This is a genomic window from Microbacterium sp. C23T, from assembly GCF_053345975.1.
Genome location: NZ_JBKFBD010000006.1, coordinates 145,960 through 164,655 on the forward strand (window position 1 = coordinate 145,960; position 18,696 = coordinate 164,655).

Here is an 18,696-nt window from a genome sequence, read left to right on the forward strand (position 1 = left end):
GCGTAGCTTTGCCAGGTGACCGACGACGACACCCGGAGCCGCATCGAGCTCCCCGACGCTCCCGCAGATCAGGCTGCGATCCTCGCGGCGGGCGGAGTCGCGTGCTGGAGTGAGCCCCTCTGGATCGACACCTACGAGCCGGGCGAGCCGGATCCCTACCCGCTGTTCCTCGACCGCCGCGTGTACCAGGGGTCGAGCGGCAAGGTCTACCCGCTCCCGATGATCGACAGCGTCGCGCACGAGAGGGCGCCGCGGCGGTGGCAGGCCATCCACCTCGAGAACGCCTACGTGCGCCTCACGCTGCTGCCCGAGATCGGCGGCCGCATCCACATCGGCTACGACAAGGTCGCGGGCTACGACTTCTTCTACCGCAACAACGTCATCAAGCCCGCGCTCGTGGGGCTCGCCGGTCCGTGGGTCTCGGGCGGCGTCGAGTTCAACTGGCCGCAGCACCATCGGCCCGCGACGTTCCTCCCGGTGGACACCCGCATCGAGCGGGAGGCTGACGGCGCCGTCGTCGTCTGGCACAGCGACCTCGACCCGCTGCAGCGCATGCGCGGCGTGCACGGGGTGCGGCTGCGGGCGGGATCGTCGCTGATCGAGCTGGAGGCGGCACTGCACAACCGCACCGACGTCCCGCAGACGTTCCTGTGGTGGGCCAACGTCGCCGCGCGTGCGCACGAGAGGTATCAGTCGTTCTTCCCCGACGACGTCGCGTTCGTCGCCGACCACGCGCGGCGTGCGATCACCGCGTTCCCGCGCGCCGACCGTCCCTACTACGGCGTCGGCTACCCGGCGCTCGCGGCGGAGCGGCCGGACGCCGACCGCATCGACGTGTACAGCAACATCCCGGTGCCGACGTCGTACATGATCACCGACACCGACGACTCGTTCTTCGGCGGCTACGACCACGCGGCCGATGCCGGTTTCGTCCACTGGGCCGACCGCGCGATCTCCCCCGGCAAGAAGCAATGGACGTGGGGCGACGGGCCGATCGGGCGGGCGTGGGACGACCAGCTCACCGACGACGACGGCCCGTACGTCGAGCTCATGGCAGGCGTCTACACCGACAACCAGCCCGACTTCAGCTGGCTGCTCCCCGGCGAGACCAAGCGGTTCCGTCAGTACTGGTTCCCGATCCACGGCACCGGAGCCGTACGGCAGGCGACGACGGATGCCGCCATCGGCGTGCACGCCGACAGCGACGGCACTCACATCACGGCGATCGCGACGCGCGCGTTCCCGGCGGCGGTGGTCGAGGTATGCCGAGGCGGCGAGACGGTCGCGCGCTGGACCGCCGACCTCGGCCCCGACGCGCCCTTCACCGCCGTCGCGGACATCCCCGTCGATGCGGCAGGCATCGAGGTGCGTGTCCTCCACGCGGGCGAGGCCCTCGTAGCCTGGCGGGCCCGAGCCGGGAACGCGGGCGAGCCCTGGGTCGCGACCGCGCCGCCCCTGCCCGAAGACATCACGTCCAACGACGAGATGTACTCGACGGCCGTGCACCTGCTGCAGTACCGCCACCCGACCCGCTCGGCGGTGTCGTACCTGCACGAGGCGCTGCGACGCGATCCGGGCGACGCCCGCGCGGCGACCGCGCTGGGATCGTGGCACCTCGCCCGCGGCGAATATGCCACGGCACGTGATCTGCTCGAGGCAGCAACCGCGCGGCTCACCCGACGCAACCTCAACCCGCGTGACGGGGAAGCGGCCTACCTCCTCGGCCTCGTTCACGAGCGTCTCGGCAATGACGACGCCGCGGACCGCTCGCTGGCGAAGGCGGCGTGGAACGCGGCGCTCGCGCCGGCCGCGATGCTCGCACGGGCACGCATCGCCCTCCGCACCGGCGCGGCGGCCGCCGCGCTCGACCTCGCCCGCTCGGCCGCGCCGATCCCCGAGGCGGGGCGGGTCGAAGCCTTGGCTCTCGCCCGCCGCGGTGAGGTCGCAGCATCCGTCGCCCGCGTAGCCGAACTGCTCGACGGCGACTCGCTCGACCCGGCGACCCGTGCGCTCGCGGGCGAGCTGATCGACCGCGACGCCCGCACGGCGCTGGACGTGGGTGCCGAGTTCGCGCGAGCAGGCGCCGTCGACGAGGCGCTCGCGGCCACCGCAGCCGCCGTCGAGCGCACGCCCTCGGCGGGTCTCGCAGGCCCGCTCCGCCACTACCTGCGCGCGCACTGGCTCGAGCGAGCCGGACGCGCCGACGAGGCTGCAGACGAGCGCACCCGCGCGCGCGGCACCTCCACCGCGCTCGCGTTCCCCGCCGGGCTCGACCAGTTCGACGCGCTCATCGCCGCGGTTGCCGCCGACCCGGACGACGTCGTCGCCGCGGGGCTCCTCGGCATGTGGCTGCTCGACACCGGCCGTCACGCCGACGCGCTCGCCCACCTCCGCTCCGCGACCGAGGGCGGCTCGACAGACCCGGTGGTGTGGCGCAACCTCGCGATCGCGCTCGTCGCGGTCGACGGCGAGGAGGCGGCGGCCGACGCGGCCCTCGCCCACGCCCTCTCGCTGCGCCCGGACGCGCGGCTGCTGCTCGAGCGCGACGTGCTCGCAGTGCGGAGGGGGACGGATGCCGCAACCCGGCTCTCACTGCTCGAGACCCACGCCGTCCTGCTCGATGCCCGCGACGACCTGGCGGTGCGCCATGCGAATCTGCTCCTCGATGTCGGGCGCACCGACGAGGCGTGGATCCTCCTCACGACCCGCCGCTTCCGTCCGTTCGAAGGCGGCGAAGGTCTCGTGATCGCGGCGTTCGACCGCGCCGCGTGCCTGCGGGCGGAACGGCTGCTCGAAACAGCGCCGTCCGACGCGGTCGCGCTACTGGAGTCCGGCTTCGTCCCGCCGCGCACCCTCGGCGAGGGACGCCACCCGGCCGAGCGCCCGGTGCAGCGGTGGGTGCTGCTGGGCGTCGCGCGCGCGGCCGCCGACGACCCGGCAGGTGCGACCGAGGCCTGGCGCACGGCCGTCGCGCCGTCGCCGCTGGCGGTGGCGCCGCGCGCGGCCGACGAGTCGACGTACTGGACCGGAGTTGCCCATCTGCATCTCGGCGACGCGACCAGCGCAGCAGCCGCGTGGGACGCGTTGGACGCGCGTGCGACGGCGCTGCGCGCCGCGAGCGACGAGGTCGACTACTTCGCCACCTCGGTACCCGAACTGACCTCGTTCGACGCCGCCACCGCGACGGCGCGAGCGGCCATGGCGAAGACTCTCGAACGGCTGGCGGAGCGCGGACGCGCACAGCAGCTCGCGGCGCGGTCGGCCGAGGTTCCGGAGAGGACCGGCGCATGACCGAGCGATACCTGGGATCCGGCACGATCGAGCAGGACGAGTCCGCCCTCACCGGACCCGTGCCGGAGCATCTGCCGCAGCGGCTCACCATCACCCTGTGGGACTTCTCCTGGTACACGCAGGCGGGTCCCGGCGAGCCGTACGCCGACCTCGACGCGGCGGTGGCGGAGGCCGCCTCCCTCGGCTACAACGCCATCCGCATCTGCGCCGCCCCGGTGCTGCTGTTCGGCGGGCTGGGGCTCTACGACGTCGCCCGCGACCTCGAGATCGAAGGGCTCGGTCCGTCCCCGCTCGGCGGATACTTCGGCCGGCGCACCCGGTGGTATGACACTCCGGGCGGCTACCGCATCGACCTGCGGGCGCGCCTCCTCGCGCTCTTCGAGTCCGCCGCCGCGCACGGCATGGTCATCATCCTCGCCAGCTGGGAGTACCAGCAGTCGACCGCGTTCGCCGCCTCGCCGGCATGGTTCGACGCGATCGACGCCGTGCCGCTCGCCGATCGGTACGGCGTCCTCTCCGACGCCTGGGACGCGATGATCGAGTGGCTCACCGACCACGGGCACCGTGATCGCATCGCCCTCGTCGAGCTGCACAACGAGGTCGACTTCTCGATCCTGCCCGCACTCGAGGACGGCGGAGCGGAGGAGGTGGCGCGGCTGAGGGCGCAGCATCCGGATCTCCTCATCACCGCGAGCTACGGCAAACCGCCCCACCTCGCCATGCACCGACTGCCCGACGGACTGGGCGCGGCGCAGTTCCACGTGTACAGCTACGGTGTACTGGACGCGCTGCAGCAGCGCATCGACATCCGCTCGGAGGGCAGCGAGGGCTTCCCCAACACGGCGCTCCGGGAGCTGCTGCGCCGTGACGCCCCGTCTCTCGCGGAGTACGGTCGCGCCGCCGAGTGGAAGTACCGCGCGACGGTCGTCACGGACCAGATGATCTACGGCTACGACTGGATCGACCCCGTCGCGTGGGATGCCTGGCTCGTCGACCACTACCCGCCGTACGAGCACCTCATGCGCCGCGAGATCGCCTCGCGGACCATCGCCATCGCCGCGTGGGCGCGCTGGCAGGGCGTCCCGGCGATCGTCGGCGAGGGCTGGGTCGGCTACACGCCCCTGTACGGCACGTTCGAGGAGGGCCCGATCGGCCGGGCCCTCGCCGAGCACGGCGTGCGCACGGCTTTGGACCACGGGATGTGGGGCGTCGTGCTGTCGTCGAACGCCGCCCCGCACCACCCGATGTGGCAGCTGCGCGACTGGCAGCGCGAGCTCAACGCCGAGATCCTCGCCCGCTGAGCGGCGGGACGCCGGGCCTGCCGCTCAGCGCCCCACCACCGCCTCCTCGTCCACCCGTCCGAGCTTCTCGGGGTTGGCGATCGAGTACACCTGCGTGATGCGCCCGTCCACGACGGTCAGGCTGACGACGCCGACGAGGACGCCGTCGAGCTCCATGCGCACCCCCGGCTGGCCGTTGACCCACGTCGACGACGCCAGGAGCCTGCCCTCGACCTTCGCCATGCCGCCGACGAGGTAGCGCGCGAGCCGATCCGCGCCGACGATCGGCCGGCGGGCCGCCCCGCGGACCTTGCCGCCGCCGTCGGCGACCGACACGACGTCGGGCGCCAGCACGTCCATGAGGCCCTGCAGGTCGCCGCTGTTGAGCGCCACGACGAGCCGCTCCACGACCTCCTCGTGCTCGGTCGGCCCGACCGTCACGCGAGGCCGGCGCGCGGCGACGTGGTCCTTCGCGCGGTGGGCGATCTGCCGCACGGCCGCAGGCGTCTTGCCCACCGCATCCGCGATCTCGTCGTACGGCACGTCGAACACCTCGCGCAGCACGAACACCGCCCGCTCCGCCGGGCCGAGCGTCTCGAGGACCGTGAGCATCGCGATCGAGAGGTTCTCTGCGAGCTCGACGTCGTCGGCCACGTCGGGGCTCGTGAGCAGCGGCTCGGGGAGCCATTCGCCGACGTACTCCTCGCGCCGCCGCGACACCGTGCGCAGGTGGTTGAGCGCCTGCCGCGTCACGATGCGCACGAGGTAGGCGCGCGGCTCCTGCACGGTGCGGTGGTCGACCGCCGCCCACCGCAGCCACGACTCCTGCAGCACGTCCTCGGCGTCGGCGGCCGAGCCGAGCATCTCGTACGCGACGGTGAACAGCAGGCTCCGGTGCGTGACGAACGGGTCGTCGACGGCGGCGGTGCTCATGGCCGGGAGCCTACGCGGAAGCGCCGACGGCCGGCCGCGCGGCGAGCGGAGGCAGGCCACAGGCATCGGCGAAGTGCTCGGAACGGATGCCGAGCGCGATGTTCATGCGCGCCGACATGTTCATGAACGCCACCCTGGCGGCCAGTTCGACCAGCCCGGCCGGGCCGAGATCCTCGAGCAGCGCATCCGAGAGCTCGTCCGTCACCGCAGGCGGCGTCTGGCTCGCCGCCTCGGCGTACTCCATCACGCGGCGCTCGAGCGGCGTGAACAGGGTGGAGTCCCGCCACCGCGGCACCTCGCGCACCTTCGCGGCGTCCACCTCGCGGTTGCGCGACATGAAGTAGTTGAAGTCCAGGCAGAAGCTGCAGCCGATGGTCGCCGCCGACGCCATCGCGGCGAAGGTGGCGAGGCGCGGGTCGAGCTCGTGCCAGCGCTCGACCTTCTGGCCGATGCCCATCGAGTCCTTCATCACGCGGCGGTGGTGCCACAGCACGCAGAGCGAGTCGGGCACGCGGCCGACCATCTTGCGCGCGGCGAACTTGATGATGGCGCCTTGCGCGCCGGTGACCTCTGCGGTGGGGATGCGGGTGTCGCTGCTCATGTCTACCTCCGTGTCGATTCGGTCCTTCGACATGGAGACACCGGCCGCCGACGGCGTGTGACAGACCCCTGAAGTTCTACTGCGGGTCGAGGCCCAGGTCGTCGAGGTCGATGGCCGCGAGCCACTGCAGGCCCTCCGCCTCGACGGCCGCTTGCGCCCCGGTCTTGCGGTCCACGATGACGGCGACGGCGACGGGCTCCGCGCCCTCGCGGCGCAGCGCCTCGACCGCCTTCAGCGCCGACTGGCCCGTGGTCGAGGTGTCTTCGAGCACGACGACACGCTTTCCCGCGACGTCCGCTCCCTCCACCTGGCGTCCGCGGCCGTGGTCCTTCGGCTCCTTCCGCACGACGAAGGCGTCGAGCGGCTTGTGGGTGCGCGCGGACTCGTGCATCACGGCGTTGGCGATCGGGTCGGCGCCGAGGGTCAGGCCGCCGACGGCGACGATGCCGTCGACGTCGCGGATGAGGTCGAGCATGATGCGGCCGATCGAGGGCGCCGCTCGGTGGTCGAGCGTGAGCTTGCGCATGTCGACGTAGTACGTCGCCTTCTTGCCGCTCGAGAGGGTGAAGTCCCCGTGGAACACCGCCTCGTCCTGGATCAGCGCGATCAGGTACTGGCGGTCGGCTTCGAGCTGCGGCGTGGAGGCGGCGGTCATGCCCTCGATTTTACGGATGCTGCGCCCCCCGCGCCCGCTCAGGAGCCGAGGGGGACCAGCTTCTTGTACGTCGTCGAGAAGCCCCACTTCTGCGCCGAGCCCCAATAGCCGCAGGCGTCGCCGGCGTAGATGACCCCACCGGAGTTGGTGATCGACCACGACGTCGCACGCTGCGCCGCCAGGCAGGCCGTCGATGTCGTGTAACCCGTCTTCGTGATGGTGTACGACTTCCAGGTCATCGTCGCGGCCTGGGCAGGTGCGGCGGCGGCGATGCCCGCACCCGAGGCGACGCAGACGGCGAGGACACCGGCGAGCACGCGATTCTTGATGGTCATGACGGCCCTTCTCGTGGCTGTTGGCGCCTCAGTCTTCCACAGCCGCGTCGGTTCCGTCTTCGATCGGTCGCCCGCTGAGCATCGCGACGTCGCGCGGTGCCGCGCCCGACGCGATCGCCTCCCGCCTCTCGTCCTGGCCGGTCGCGCCCGGCGGCAGCAGCGCCGCCACAGCTCGCGACACCGCGGGATCGGCGTCGGCCGCCTCGAGGGCGTCCGTGCGCGAGAGCGCCAGGCGGGCGGCAGCGGCGGTGCCCGCGTCCTCCGACTCGGCGAGACGCTCGAGCGCCGGCTCGGCGGCGCCGATGACGCCCGCTCCGAGCAGGCTCTGCACGACATCGCGATCGCGGAGGTCCGCGGCGAGCGCGGCGTCCGCGCCCGCGGTCCGTACGAGCACCGCCGTGTTCGACGTGAGCGTCTCGCGCGGTCGCGCGGCGAAGAGCGCCACCACCTCGTAGCGACCGGTCACGGGGAAGAGCGGCTCGCTGCCCTGGGATACGAGGGGCACCCCCGCAACCAGGCGCTCCCCCGCGGCGAGCTCGACCGACCGGGGCGCCGAATCAGCAGGCCACGGCCAGGTGGCGCGGGCGACGCGCCTGTCGGGCCCCGTCACCTCCACCTCGAGGTCGCCCTCGATGAGGTTGAGCCGGGCACTCACGGTCGCCGCACCGTCGATCGCCGCGACCTCCACCTCGGCGAAGGCGACGCGGTCGAGCGGAACGGTATCGGCCGCGAGCCGGAGCCGGAGCTCCAGCCCGCCGCCGGTCTGCCCATCGGACCTCACACGTCGATCCTTCCTCCGCGCAGCGCCGGTGTCACCGGGTCAGCGTCCCTGCGGGAAGGCGAAGTCCTCGGCGATCTGCTCGGCCGCCGCGACGTCCTTCCCGGCCGCCGACCTTGCGCCGCCCTTCGTGCGCGCCTTGAGCGCCGCCACCGTGTCGGCGACGACGGGCGCGTTCCTCTCGGTCGGGCTCGCGACCGTCACGGCGAGAGCGGCGACGCGTTCCGCCGACCGGCCGGCCAGTGCGAGCTCGAGGAAGTGCGCCGCTTCGGCCGGCGCCGCGTCCCGCACGCCGCGGGCGCGGACGTCGGTGAACGAGCGTGCCAGCGAGTTCGCGAGCACCAGGGCCCCGGCGGCGCCCGTGTCGGTGTCGCTGTGCTGCTCGGCCAGGGCGGTCAGCACACTTCGGGCGGCAGCATCCGTCGCGAAATCTCCCAGGGCGATCGCGCGACCAACACCCGGCGTGAGCGTCTTCGCGCTGATGTCGACCTCGGCGTCGGACGCCGGTCCGCGCACGTCGACCGTCACGGGCGCCGAGCGGACGGTGGTCACCGGATCCACCTCGAGCTGCGCGGCGACGGTGTGGCGGCCCGGCTCGGTGAAGGTCACGCCCTGGTTCGTGAAGAACACCTGCACGTGGCCCCGGATCGACTCCCCGGGCTGCAGCACGGTCGTCGGCCGCGGACCGCAGCCGATCGCGACGTCGACGAGGTGCTCGAGCGAACGGTCGGGCGAGGTGTGGAGGAAGACGAGGTCGCCCTCCGACAGGTTGATCAGCGTCGTGACCGTGCGGGGCTGGTCCGACACGTTCGTGAGCGCGACCTCGGCGGTGACGTACTCGCCGACGAACGCCTGCGCGGGCATCGTGACCGTCAGCTGCAGCGCGTCGTCGCCCGTGTCGCCCGCGAGACCCGCGACGTCGACCGGCGCGGGGAGCCCCGCCGAGAGGCTGCCGTGGCCCCAGCCGAAGTTCTTCCAGCCGGGCCGCACCTGCGGGTCGGGCGAGTGGATGAGGGACGTGCGGTCGTGCTCCGAGAACACGAACGCGGCGTTGCCCGGGTAGGGGTTGGCTACCGTGGCGAAGCCCATGACGTCGCCCGTCTGGTTCATGATCTCGATGCCGATGCCCGGGTTGTGGACGTCGTGCTTGGGGTGCCACAGGTTGAACGCGTGGCCCGCCTCGTGCACCAGCGTGCGCAGGAAAGCAGCCGGCACCTCGTCCAGCGGACGGTTCCGTGCGGCCGCAGCGATGAACGAGTCGTTGCCGAGCACGACGTCGGCGAACCCTGCGGCGCCCTCGCGCGGCACGGTGTCGTCGTCGAACATGATCCCGAACAGCCCGCCCTGCGACGAGCCCACGAACAGCCACAGCCGCCACTGCTCACCGGCCACCGTCTGCCGGTGCCCCGACATCAGGGTCGCGAGCTCGGCGTTCGTGAGATCGGCGTCGTTCGGCACGTCGATCTCGTCGGTGACGACGGTGACGTCCCAGCCGGCCGAGGCATAGACCGAGCGCACGTTGGCCGCGGCTCCCGAGCCGATGGTGGCGGATGCCGGGAACACGCGGTTGACCATGGCATCCACCTCGATGCGGCACCCGCGGTACATCGGCGACGTCTTGCCCGCCGTGACGTTGGTGACCGTGCCGCCGATCGAGAGCGTCCCCGTCATGCGCTGCGAGGGCGCCACGAGCGCGGACGCGGGCGCCAGCACGAGCGGCCGTCGGCAGCGGAGTGTGAGCGTGCCGGTGTCGGTGGAGACGAACTCCTGCGTCGTGCGGTTCCAGAGGTGCCGCACGATCTGAACGGTGAGGGTGCCGTCGACGTAGGTGGCGCCGTTGGAGCGGAAGTACCAGGAGTACTCCGTCTTGGGGAACGCGGGGTAGGTGCGCAGGCTCACCGGGAGGACGTCGGCGACGGCCGCATCGTCGGCCGCGGCGAGATCGCGGACCACCGCGTCGGCACCCGCGGCCGGTCCCGGATCCGGGATCGGGACGGGTCGCTGCACCTCGCCGAGCACCGGTGGGAAGACGCGCCGGGAGTACATGTCGCCCGAGATGCGCAGCGAGGAGGCGCCGACCTCGATGCGCAGCGCGCCGCGTACCTCGGGGGCGAAAACGGTGCGCCGTTCGAGCTCGAGCAGCCAGGAGCCGTCGAGCGTGCCGATGGGGCACGGCCGGGTCGGCAGCTCGGGCCGGATGATCGGCCCGGCGACGAGCTCGCCGTCGGCGTCGAACTCGAGGGGCATGTCGTCGTGCGCCGCGGAGGCCGCGTGGCCGCAGCCGCAGTCGTGGTCCATGGTGGGTTCTCGCTCTCCCGACCGCGGACGCGGCCGCTGACACAAAGGAGAATCCTCCTCGGAGCGCTGATACGCCAGGGGTCGAAGCTGGGCCCACGCGCCCCGAGGCTCCGCGCAGCGCGAAGCGATGCGTGGAGTGGGCGTGGGGACCGAAGCGGCGCCGTTCGACGTCCGCCGCCCCGCCTAGGCTTGATCCCATGCGCCTGGCCACCTGGAACGTCAACTCGATCCGTGCGCGGGTCGACCGCATCGTCGACTTCGCGGTGCGCGAGCACATCGACGTGCTCGCGATGCAGGAGATCAAGTGCAAGACCGAGCAGTTCCCGTTCGACCGGTTCGAAGAGGCCGGCTACCACGTCGAGGCGTACGGCTTCTCGCAGTGGAACGGCGTCGCCATCGCCAGCCGCGAGCCGCTCACGAGCGTGCGCACCGCCTTCCCCGGCATGCCCGGCTTCGAGAAGGGGCACAACGGCCCCGACGCCCCGCAGGAGGCGCGGGCGATGGGTGCGACCATCGGCGGTGTCGAGGTCTGGAGCCTGTACGTGCCCAACGGCCGGTCACTCGGCGACCCGCACTACTACTACAAGCTCGACTGGCTCTCGGCGCTCGAGCAGTACACAGCGGAGTCGCTGACCGCGAACCCCGACCTCCCGCTCGCACTGGTCGGCGACTTCAACATCGCGCCGACCGATGCCGACAACGGCGACCCCTCCGTCGTGCAGGGCTTCGCGACCCACGTGTCGCCGCCCGAGCGCGAGGCGTTCGCCGCCCTGGAGGCGGCGGGACTTCAGGACGTCGTGCGCCCGCTCATCCCGACCGGGTTCACCTACTGGGACTACAAGCAGCTGCGCTTCCCCCGCAACGAGGGCATGCGCATCGACTTCATCCTCGGCTCGCACGCGATCGCCGACGCCGTCACGGGGGCGACGATCCACCGCAACGAGCGCAAGGGCGAGGCCCCGAGCGACCACGTGCCGGTCGTCGTCGACCTCGACCTCGAAGGCCCGGACGACGACGATCGCCCGATGATCTTCTGAGATCCGGATGCTGCGGCCTGCGGCATCCGTGATCTTCGGAGGATCTCCGCGAGAATTCTTCGCGCCGCGCGTCATGATTTCGTGTCGGCGTCGTCTTGCTTGTTGTACCCCCGTACCGCGCGGTGCCGGACGCCCCTCCCGAGGAGCTTCCCGGAACGCGTCATCACGCCGTCACCGCACCGCGGCCGGCTGACATCCGAAGCCCCCGGCGAGGAGAGAAGTGTCGACCCACCAGAGCGCCGTCGTCGACGGCCCGCTCGCCGAGCGCTCCGACGAGGATCTCGTCGCGGCGGCGCGCTCCGGCGACGATGCGGCCTATGCCGTGCTCTGGGAGCGTCACGTCCCGAGTGCGCGCAGCGCGGCGCGGGCGGTGAGCCCGCACCTCGACCCCGACGATCTGGTGTCGGAGGCGTTCACCTCGATCCTCTCCACGATCCGCAAGGGCGGAGGGCCGCAGGACGGCTTCCGGCCGTACCTGTTCGCCACCATCCGCAACGTCGCCGCGTCGTGGGGGCGCCGCACCGCCGAGACGCCGCTGGACGATCTCGACGAGCGGTCCGCGGACTCGGCGGCGGAGTTCGCCGAGGTCGTCGCCGATCGCTCCGTGCTCGCGCAGGCGTTCCGCGAGCTGCCCGCCCAGTGGCGCACGATCCTCTGGTACCTCGAGGTCGAGGGGATGAAGCCACGCGAGGTCGCGCCGCTCCTCGGCATGAGCGCCAACGCGGTGTCGGCCCTCGCGTACCGTGCGCGGGAAGGCTTCAAGCAGGCGTGGCTGCAGGCTCACATCAGCGACCCCGCACGGCCTGCGGAATGCCGCTGGGTGTGCGAACTTCTCGTCGCGAGCGAGCGCAAGCCCGTCACGCGCCATGACCGCCGGCGCCTGGACGCGCACCTGCGCACCTGCCGGGCCTGCCGCATCGTCGCGGCCGACATCGAACATGTCTCGCAGAAGCTCCGCATGGTGCTGCTGCCTCTCGTCCTCGGCGGGGCTGGGGCCCTCGCCTATACCGCCGATGCCACTCCGGCCGTGGCAGCGGTGATCGCCGGAACGTCCACCGGGGGTGGCGGGGCGTCCGGCTCTGGGGAAACAGGCGTCTGGGGCGCCTCTGGCGGGGGTGCCGGCGCGGGGGGCGCCGGCACTGCCGCCCTCCCCCTCACGGGGATCGCGATCGGCGTGGGCGCGGTGGCCGTGGCCGCCGCCGCGGCGGTCGCGATCGCACTCGCGCCGTCGTGGGGCGCGCCGGCGCAGGAACCCGCGTCGGCCGTCGAGGCGGACGGGAAGACGGATGCTGCCGCCGACCCGGTGACCGCGCCCGAGGCCGTCGAGGCCGAACCGGTCGAAGCCGCGGTCGTACCGGAGGTCGATGCGTTCGAGACGATTCCGGAGCCTGCACCCGCACCCGCGCCGCGAGCGGAGCCCGCACCGGCGCCGCAGCCGACCGCGCCGGTGGCGACGAGCCCGTCGCCTGATCCGAACCCGAACCCGAACCCGAACCCGACGCCGACCCCGACCCCGACCCCTGACCCGGAGCCCGTCGTCAGCGCGTCACCCGCGCTCGACGCGGCTCGCGACCTCGATGCGCCGGTTCCGTCGGCGATCACCGGCACCGGCACGCCGGGTTCCTCCGTCGCGCTGATCGACGAGACGGGCGCGACCCTCACGACGACCGCCGTCGCCGCCGACGGGCGGTTCTCCGCGGTGATCCCCGGCGACCTGCTGCGCGTCGGTCTGACGGTGCGCGCGGTCCAGACGGCGCCAGGCGCCGAGGCGTCGGCCCCGAGCACCGCGATCGGCCCGTTCACCCTCCCGGTGCCCACCGTGACCGCCTCGAACGGCTCCCTCGTCGCGCCGCTGCAGGACGCGGACTTCGACGGTCGCGCCGACGACCTCCACCTCCTGCTCGACGGGCGGCGCGGCCAGACCGTCGAGGTCGCGGTCGACGGCGTCTGGACGGGCAACCTCCACATGCTCACGGGCACGCCGCTCCTCCGCGTCGTGCACGACCTGGCGCCCGGCGAGCACGTGATCGGCCTCCGGTACGTCGACCCGGCCTCGGGCCGCGAGGGCCGCCTCGCGGCGGTCACGATCCGCGCGACCCGCTGACCTGGCTCCTCAGTCCTCGGGACCCATCTCGCCGGTCTGCGGCTCGCCTGGCGCCGGCCCGTACCGCAGCTGCAGCACGCCGAGCGGGCCGGTCACCGCCGGCTCGAGCAGCCTGACGTTCGCGGGATGCGCGCCGTCGGGGAACACCTTCTTGCCCTGCCCGAGCACGACCGGGTACACCCACAGCGTCAGCACGTCGAACAGCTGCTCCTTCAGCAGGGTCTGCACGAAGTCGACGCTGCCGATGACGTGGATGTTCTCGTGCTTCTCGCGCAGCGCCTCGACCTCCCGGTTGAGGTCCATGCCGAGCTGCGTCGAGCCCTCCCACTCCAGGGTGGGCAGACCGCGCGAGGCGACGTACTTCGGCGCGCTGTTCAGGGCGTCGGCGATCTTGCCGGACTGGTGCGGCCAGTAGCCGGCGAAGATGTCGTAGGTCCGTCGCCCGAGCAGCAGCGCGTCGAGCTCGGAGATGCCCTTCCCGATCGAGGCGCCGATGGTCTCGTCGGGGAACGGCGCCTGCCAGCCGCCGTAGGGGAACCCGTTCGACGGATCCTCCTCCTGGCCGCCGGGCGCCTGCGCGACGCCGTCGAGGGTGGTGAACAGGTCGATGTAGATGCGACCGGTCATGGTCGCCTCCTTCCATGGCGGAACGCGCTCAGGCGACGAGCACGACCCCGGGGTCGATGGGGATGTGGAATGTCTGGGCGAAGCGTTCGAGCAGGGTGCCGTCGCCGGCGACGACGGCCAGCACGTCCTGGTCGATCGCGGCGGCCGGGGTCAGCTCGCCCGAGATGAGGCGGCGGATGCCGGGACCCGCCGCGAAGACGAGGTCGGGCTCACCCGAGGTCGAGGCCTGCGTGCCGAGCCGCGGGTCGATGGGGCGTCCGGCCGGCTGGAGCTGCGCGATCCGCAGCCCGGACGTGTCGACCTGCACGCGCAGCACGACGTCGGCCACGTGCAGCTCGTAGTCGGCGGGCGGCAGGGTGGCCGCAGCATCCGTCTGAAATGCCGTTCGCAGCGCCATCGTGAGCGAGTCCGCCGTCACGACGTCCTCGGGCTGGGGGTCGCCCATCTCCTGGAATCCCCACCGGCCGAGGGCGAGCACGATCGGCTCGAGCAGGCGCCCGTACGGCGTCAGCTCGTACACGAGCCCGCAGTGCAGGAGCGGCACGCGGCGCACGACACCGCCCTCCTGCAGTTCCTTGAGCCGCGTGGAGAGGATGTTGGTCGGGATCTTGGGCAGCCCCTGCTTGAGGTCGGTGTAGCGCCGGGGGCCGACGAGCAGATCGCGGACGATGAGCAGCGCCCACCGCTCGCCGATCAGCTCGACGGCCGTCGTGACCCCGCAGTACTGCCCGTAGCTGCGGGACGCCACTTACGCCTGCGCCTGCTCCGCCATGTAGGCCTCGGGACCCTTGGCGGCCGCCTCCGGGTCCATCCACATGAACTGGACGCCGTTGCCGTCCGGGTCGATGAGGTCGCGCGCGTACATGAAGCCGAAGTCCTGCGGCTCGCCCGGTGCGGTGCCGCCGGCGGCGACGCCCGCCTCCACGATCCGGTCGACGTCCTCGCGGGTCTCGCGGCTGATCGACAGCAGCACCTGGGCGTGCGTCCGAGGGTCGGCGAACTCCTTGTCGGTGAACGTCGCGAAGTACTCCTTCGTGAGGACCATGAAGAAGATCTGGTCGCTCCACACGACGCACGCGGCGTTCTCGTCGGTGAAGAGCGGGTTCAGCGCGCAGCCGAGGGCGGTGTAGTACGCCTTCGAGCGCTCGAGGTCGTTCGTCGGGATGTTGACGAAGATGTGCGTCATTGCCTTGCTCCTTGTCACCGTGTCGACCGGACCGCCGACATCACGATGGTTGCAAAAAACAAGCTTGCTTGTCAATAGCAAGTACCTGAACGGATGCTGCGCCTCACGGCTTCGCGTGCGGCACGGGGCATCCGGGCGCGAACGTCCCCATCTGCTCGATGTCGAAGCCGTTCGGATAGCTGCGGATGCGGGGCAGGTCGATCACGTGGAGCGGGGCGCGGCGCTTCGGCAGCACCGCGACCGCCCGCGCTCGCAGCCGGAGCGCGCCCGCGGAGAGGCGGCGTGCGATCCGCCCCGGGTCGCGGTAGCCGAACGCCCGCAGCAGCGGCGGATCCATGAGCGCCCGGCTGAAGACCTCCACGACCGGAGCGAAGAGCCGCGGGTAGAACGAGACCAGCAGCGCCAGGGTGCGATCGGCCACCCGCGCCGATGCGGCGTCGTACGCGAAGTGCGCGCGCTCGTAGTCGTCCATCAACGTGGCGAACTCCGCGTAGGTCTCGGGGATGTCGGTGATCCCCATGTGCCGGCCGAGGCTCTGGTAGTACCGCACCGATGCGAGCCGCTCGTCGGGCGTGAGCGGACGCCACCCGAACGCGTGCAGCCAGCGCACCGGCACGACGACGAACGTCGACAGCACGTAGCGCATGTCGTCGTTCGAGATGTCGTACATCCGGTGCATCCGGTTGATGCGCCGGATCGCCGCGCGAGCGCGAGGGCTCTCGAACCCCTCGAGGAGCGGCACCTCGAGCAGCAGCGAGGTGTCGTCGTACCGCCTCTGCGTCGCGCGCTCGAACTCGCCGGTCTCGTCGAGCAGGCGGCCGATCGACGGCACCGCGTAGGTGCGGAACAGCGCGAAGCTCAGCGACTGGTTCAGGTCCCACGCGAAGTCGTAGGTGCCGAGGTTGCGGTAGATCTCGACGAACTGGGTCTCGGGGTCGAGCCCCGCGTTGCGGTCGTGCACGGGATCCCCTGTCGACGCGAGGTGAACGCTCGCTAACTTACCCGGGCGGGCGCCTGCGGCGCAGCATCCGTCTCCGTCTCGCGGGGGATGCCGCAGGACCCGCACCCCCGTAGCGTGGAGGGATGTCCGACCTGCCTTCCGCGCACCCCGCGCGGCGCCCGGCGCCGACCGCGGGCGAGCTGCGCAACGACGTCTGGCTCGCGGGTGCCCTCTTCGTCGCCGCGGTGATCAGCACCGCGCTCGGCTCGGTCGCCGGCGTCTACGGCGCCGACGCCAACGCCGGCATGCAGTGGGCACTGCTCTACAGCCTCGGCCTGACCGCGCCGCTCGCGGTGCGGCGGCGGTTCCCCGAGCTCGTCGTGATCGCGATCGCCGTGGTGTTCTTCATGGGCGTGACTTTCCGCATCCCCGACCTCTACGTCTCGAACATCGCCATGTTCATCGCGATGTACACCGTCGGCGCCTGGGTCGACGACCGCCGTCGCGCGATGTGGGTGCGCGTCGGCGTGATCGTCGCGATGTTCGTGTGGCTGCTCATCACGATGTTCCAGGCGGCGATCGACCCGTCCGACGAGAGCCTGTCGCGGGCGGGGCTGTTCTCGCCGTTCGCGGCGATGATGCTCATCCAGCTGCTCATCAACGCCGGCTTCTTCGGCGGCGCGTACTACATGGGCGATCGCGCCTACGCCGCGGCGATGGCGCGCGCGGTGCTCGAGGAGCGCACCAGCGAGCTCGAGCGCGAGCGTGAGGTCACCGCGGCGCAGGCCGTGGCGCTCGATCGCGTGCGCATCGCCCGCGAGCTGCACGACGTCGTGGCGCACCACGTCTCGGCGATGGGCGTCCAAGCCGGTGCCGCCCGCGCCGTGCTGGACCGGGATCCGGATGCTGCGCGCACCGCGCTGCTCGGAGTCGAGTCGTCCGCCCGCTCCGCGCTCGTCGAGCTGCGCCAGCTGCTCGAGACCCTCCGCACCTCCGGCGGCGACGCCGAGGCGGCCGGGTCGACGGTGCACCTGTCGGCCCTCACGGACCTCGTCGCGCACGCGAACGACAACGGTCTCCCCACGACCCTCACGATCGTCGGCGACCCTGTCGAGCTGCCGGAGCTCGTGCAGGTCAACGCTTTCCGCGTCGCCCAGGAGGCGCTCACGAACGCCCGACGCCATGGGGGACCGGATGCTGCCGCCGACGTCCGTCTGCGCTACGCGCCCGATGCCGTCGAGCTCGAGGTCGTGAACAGCGGCCGCGCCGTCGCCGCGCCGATGCGGCCGGGTCTCGGCCTCGTCGGCATGCGCGAGCGGGCAGCCGCCTCGGGGGGCGAGCTCGAGGCCGCGCCGCGCGCCCGCGGCGGGTTCCTCGTGCGCCTGCGCGTGCCCCTGGCCGTGCCGGTAGAGGCGGTCGGCGCGTGATCCGGGTCCTCCTCGTGGACGACCACGCCGTGATGCGGGCCGGCTTCCGCATGATCCTCGAGTCCGCGGGCGACATCACCGTGGTGGGCGAGGCATCGACCGGCGTCGAGGCGGTGGCGGCAGCATCCGATCTCCGTCCTGACGTGATCTGCATGGACGTGCAGATGCCCGACATGGACGGCCTCGAGGCGACGCGGCGCATCGTCGGGTCGGTGCAGACCGCCGTGGTGGTCGTGACGACCTTCGACCGCGACGACTACCTGTTCGACGCGCTCGCCGCAGGCGCGAGCGGGTTCCTGCTGAAGAACGCCGGCCCCGAGGAGCTCATCTCGGCCGTGCGGGTCGCTGCGGCCGGCGACGCGCTGCTGGCGCCCGAGGTGACCCGCCGCGTGATCGCCCGCTTCGCCTCCGCCCCCGGCTCGGCCGGCTCGAGCCCCTCCCCCGACCGCGAGAGTACAGCTGGTGGACGAGAGGGTGGCTCGTTCCCTACGTCTCGGCGACCAGCCGTACTCTCGCGGGAAGAGGCGGGGGTCGGGGCCGATGCGCCGCCGGCGGTCGAGCTCACCGACCGCGAGGCCGAGGTGCTGCAACTCGTCGCACAGGCGATGAGCAACGCCGAGATCGCGCAGCGCCTGTACATCGGCGAGGCCACCGTGAAGACGCACGTCTCGAACGTGCTGCAGAAGCTCGGCGCCCGCGACCGCGTCGCCGCCGTCGTCTACGCCCACCGCCACGGCCTCGCCTGACCTGCCCCCCTGCAGCCTTCGCCGGCTTCCGCGTTTTGGCGAGTCGCCAGAAGCCACCCGAACAGCAGCCGTTCTTGGCGACTCGCCAGAACACGCCGTGCCCGCACGGGACCGTGCGGCGTGTCATGGTGACTCGGAATGCGACGGCTCCGGACCGCCCGGGCAAGGGAGCACAGGTCCGCGCGACTCCCAGAAGCCATGCTGTCGGAGGGCGAGCGGACGCCCGAGTCAGTGGCGAGTCGCCAAGAGCTCGCCCGAACACGCCCGGTTTTGGTGACTCGCCAGCACACGCCGGTCGGGCATGGCAGCGTCCGGCGTGTTTTGGCGACTCGCCAGAAACCACCCGAACAGCAGCCGTTCTTGGCGACTCGCCAAAACGCGGTGCGGGCGGTGCCCAGGGCGGGGAATGACGGATGCCCCGGACCGGCGCCGCGAGGGGCGGGTCTGGACGTAGCCCT

The 18,696-nt window shown here is 72.1% G+C and carries 16 protein-coding genes; 6 read left to right on the forward strand and 10 right to left on the reverse strand.

Features of this window, described 5'->3' with window-relative positions:
• Positions 1-15: 15 nt before the first annotated feature.
• Positions 16-3,291 carry a DUF5107 domain-containing protein gene (locus ACLBXX_RS05415; protein WP_447657168.1) on the forward strand — a complete coding sequence of 1,092 codons (3,276 nt, stop codon included), beginning with the start codon at positions 16-18 and terminating at the stop codon, positions 3,289-3,291.
• Positions 3,288-4,592, forward strand: coding sequence for a cellulase-like family protein (locus tag ACLBXX_RS05420; protein WP_447657169.1), 1,305 nt, complete (start codon positions 3,288-3,290; stop codon positions 4,590-4,592). Before ACLBXX_RS05415 ends, ACLBXX_RS05420 begins: the two co-directional genes overlap by 4 nt.
• Positions 4,593-4,616: 24 nt before the next feature.
• On the opposite strand, the gene ACLBXX_RS05425 is transcribed toward ACLBXX_RS05420, so the two are convergent.
• From ACLBXX_RS05425 to ACLBXX_RS05450, 6 genes are all read right to left on the reverse strand, one after another.
• Entirely contained in the window at positions 4,617-5,504 is an 888-nt protein-coding gene (locus ACLBXX_RS05425) for an RNA polymerase sigma-70 factor (protein WP_447657170.1), read from the reverse strand.
• Positions 5,505-5,514: 10 nt separating this feature from the next.
• Positions 5,515-6,105, reverse strand: a complete 591-nt coding sequence (locus ACLBXX_RS05430; RefSeq protein ID WP_447657172.1) for a carboxymuconolactone decarboxylase family protein — start codon at positions 6,103-6,105, stop codon at positions 5,515-5,517.
• A 76-nt stretch (positions 6,106-6,181) separates the two neighbouring features.
• Positions 6,182-6,760, reverse strand: a complete 579-nt coding sequence (gene pyrE, locus ACLBXX_RS05435; protein ID WP_045299293.1) for an orotate phosphoribosyltransferase — start codon at positions 6,758-6,760, stop codon at positions 6,182-6,184.
• 38 nt (positions 6,761-6,798) lie between these two features.
• On the reverse strand, positions 6,799-7,095 hold the full coding sequence (locus ACLBXX_RS05440; protein ID WP_447657174.1) for a hypothetical protein: 297 nt from the start codon (positions 7,093-7,095) through the stop codon (positions 6,799-6,801).
• Between the two features lie 28 nt (positions 7,096-7,123).
• Entirely contained in the window at positions 7,124-7,876 is a 753-nt protein-coding gene (locus tag ACLBXX_RS05445; RefSeq protein WP_447657176.1) for a hypothetical protein, read from the reverse strand.
• Positions 7,877-7,915: 39 nt separating this feature from the next.
• Positions 7,916-10,171 carry a hypothetical protein gene (locus ACLBXX_RS05450; protein WP_447657178.1) on the reverse strand — a complete coding sequence of 752 codons (2,256 nt, stop codon included), beginning with the start codon at positions 10,169-10,171 and terminating at the stop codon, positions 7,916-7,918.
• Between the two features lie 197 nt (positions 10,172-10,368).
• Here ACLBXX_RS05450 and ACLBXX_RS05455 point away from each other — a divergent pair, with 197 nt between their 5' ends.
• Entirely contained in the window at positions 10,369-11,208 is an 840-nt protein-coding gene (locus ACLBXX_RS05455; RefSeq protein ID WP_447657179.1) for an exodeoxyribonuclease III, read from the forward strand.
• Between the two features lie 220 nt (positions 11,209-11,428).
• Positions 11,429-13,312 (forward strand): sigma-70 family RNA polymerase sigma factor, encoded by a 1,884-nt coding sequence (locus ACLBXX_RS05460; protein ID WP_447657180.1) that lies wholly within the window; start codon positions 11,429-11,431, stop codon positions 13,310-13,312.
• A 9-nt stretch (positions 13,313-13,321) separates the two neighbouring features.
• Here the strand turns inward: ACLBXX_RS05460 and ACLBXX_RS05465 are convergent, their stop codons facing one another.
• The 4 genes from ACLBXX_RS05465 to ACLBXX_RS05480 all read right to left on the reverse strand — a co-directional run bounded on the left by ACLBXX_RS05465 (position 13,322) and on the right by ACLBXX_RS05480 (position 16,086).
• Complete coding sequence (locus ACLBXX_RS05465) at positions 13,322-13,939, reverse strand: dihydrofolate reductase family protein (RefSeq protein ID WP_447657181.1); 618 nt, start codon at positions 13,937-13,939, stop codon at positions 13,322-13,324.
• A gap of 28 nt (positions 13,940-13,967) precedes the next feature.
• Positions 13,968-14,687, reverse strand: coding sequence for a winged helix-turn-helix transcriptional regulator (locus ACLBXX_RS05470; RefSeq protein ID WP_447657182.1), 720 nt, complete (start codon positions 14,685-14,687; stop codon positions 13,968-13,970).
• Positions 14,688-15,125: a VOC family protein gene (locus ACLBXX_RS05475; protein ID WP_310286497.1), complete on the reverse strand. Its 438-nt coding sequence runs from the start codon at positions 15,123-15,125 to the stop codon at positions 14,688-14,690.
• A gap of 103 nt (positions 15,126-15,228) precedes the next feature.
• Positions 15,229-16,086, reverse strand: a complete 858-nt coding sequence (locus tag ACLBXX_RS05480; protein ID WP_447657184.1) for an oxygenase MpaB family protein — start codon at positions 16,084-16,086, stop codon at positions 15,229-15,231.
• 122 nt (positions 16,087-16,208) lie between these two features.
• On the opposite strand from ACLBXX_RS05480, the gene ACLBXX_RS05485 reads away from it, so the two are divergent.
• Together ACLBXX_RS05485 and ACLBXX_RS05490 are read left to right on the forward strand one after the other, a co-directional pair.
• Positions 16,209-17,492 (forward strand): sensor histidine kinase, encoded by a 1,284-nt coding sequence (locus ACLBXX_RS05485; RefSeq protein ID WP_447657185.1) that lies wholly within the window; start codon positions 16,209-16,211, stop codon positions 17,490-17,492.
• A complete protein-coding gene (locus ACLBXX_RS05490; protein WP_447657187.1) occupies positions 17,489-18,238 on the forward strand; it encodes a response regulator in 750 nt (249 codons plus the stop codon). Before ACLBXX_RS05485 ends, ACLBXX_RS05490 begins: the two co-directional genes overlap by 4 nt.
• Positions 18,239-18,696: the final 458 nt, after the last annotated feature.

Excerpts from the sequence above, each read along its gene's own strand:
- ACLBXX_RS05430 (WP_447657172.1), bottom strand. The coding sequence starts at position 6,105 with ATGAGCAGCGACACCCGCATCCCCACCGCAGAGGTCACCGGCGCGCAA.
- ACLBXX_RS05475 (WP_310286497.1), bottom strand. The coding sequence starts at position 15,125 with ATGACGCACATCTTCGTCAACATCCCGACGAACGACCTCGAGCGCTCG.
- ACLBXX_RS05465 (WP_447657181.1), bottom strand. The coding sequence starts at position 13,939 with ATGACCGGTCGCATCTACATCGACCTGTTCACCACCCTCGACGGCGTC.
- pyrE (WP_045299293.1), bottom strand. The coding sequence starts at position 6,760 with ATGACCGCCGCCTCCACGCCGCAGCTCGAAGCCGACCGCCAGTACCTG.
- ACLBXX_RS05420 (WP_447657169.1), top strand. The coding sequence starts at position 3,288 with ATGACCGAGCGATACCTGGGATCCGGCACGATCGAGCAGGACGAGTCC.
- ACLBXX_RS05450 (WP_447657178.1), bottom strand. The coding sequence starts at position 10,171 with ATGGACCACGACTGCGGCTGCGGCCACGCGGCCTCCGCGGCGCACGAC.
- ACLBXX_RS05455 (WP_447657179.1), top strand. The coding sequence starts at position 10,369 with ATGCGCCTGGCCACCTGGAACGTCAACTCGATCCGTGCGCGGGTCGAC.
- ACLBXX_RS05425 (WP_447657170.1), bottom strand. The coding sequence starts at position 5,504 with ATGAGCACCGCCGCCGTCGACGACCCGTTCGTCACGCACCGGAGCCTG.
- ACLBXX_RS05485 (WP_447657185.1), top strand. The coding sequence starts at position 16,209 with ATGTCCGACCTGCCTTCCGCGCACCCCGCGCGGCGCCCGGCGCCGACC.
- ACLBXX_RS05440 (WP_447657174.1), bottom strand. The coding sequence starts at position 7,095 with ATGACCATCAAGAATCGCGTGCTCGCCGGTGTCCTCGCCGTCTGCGTC.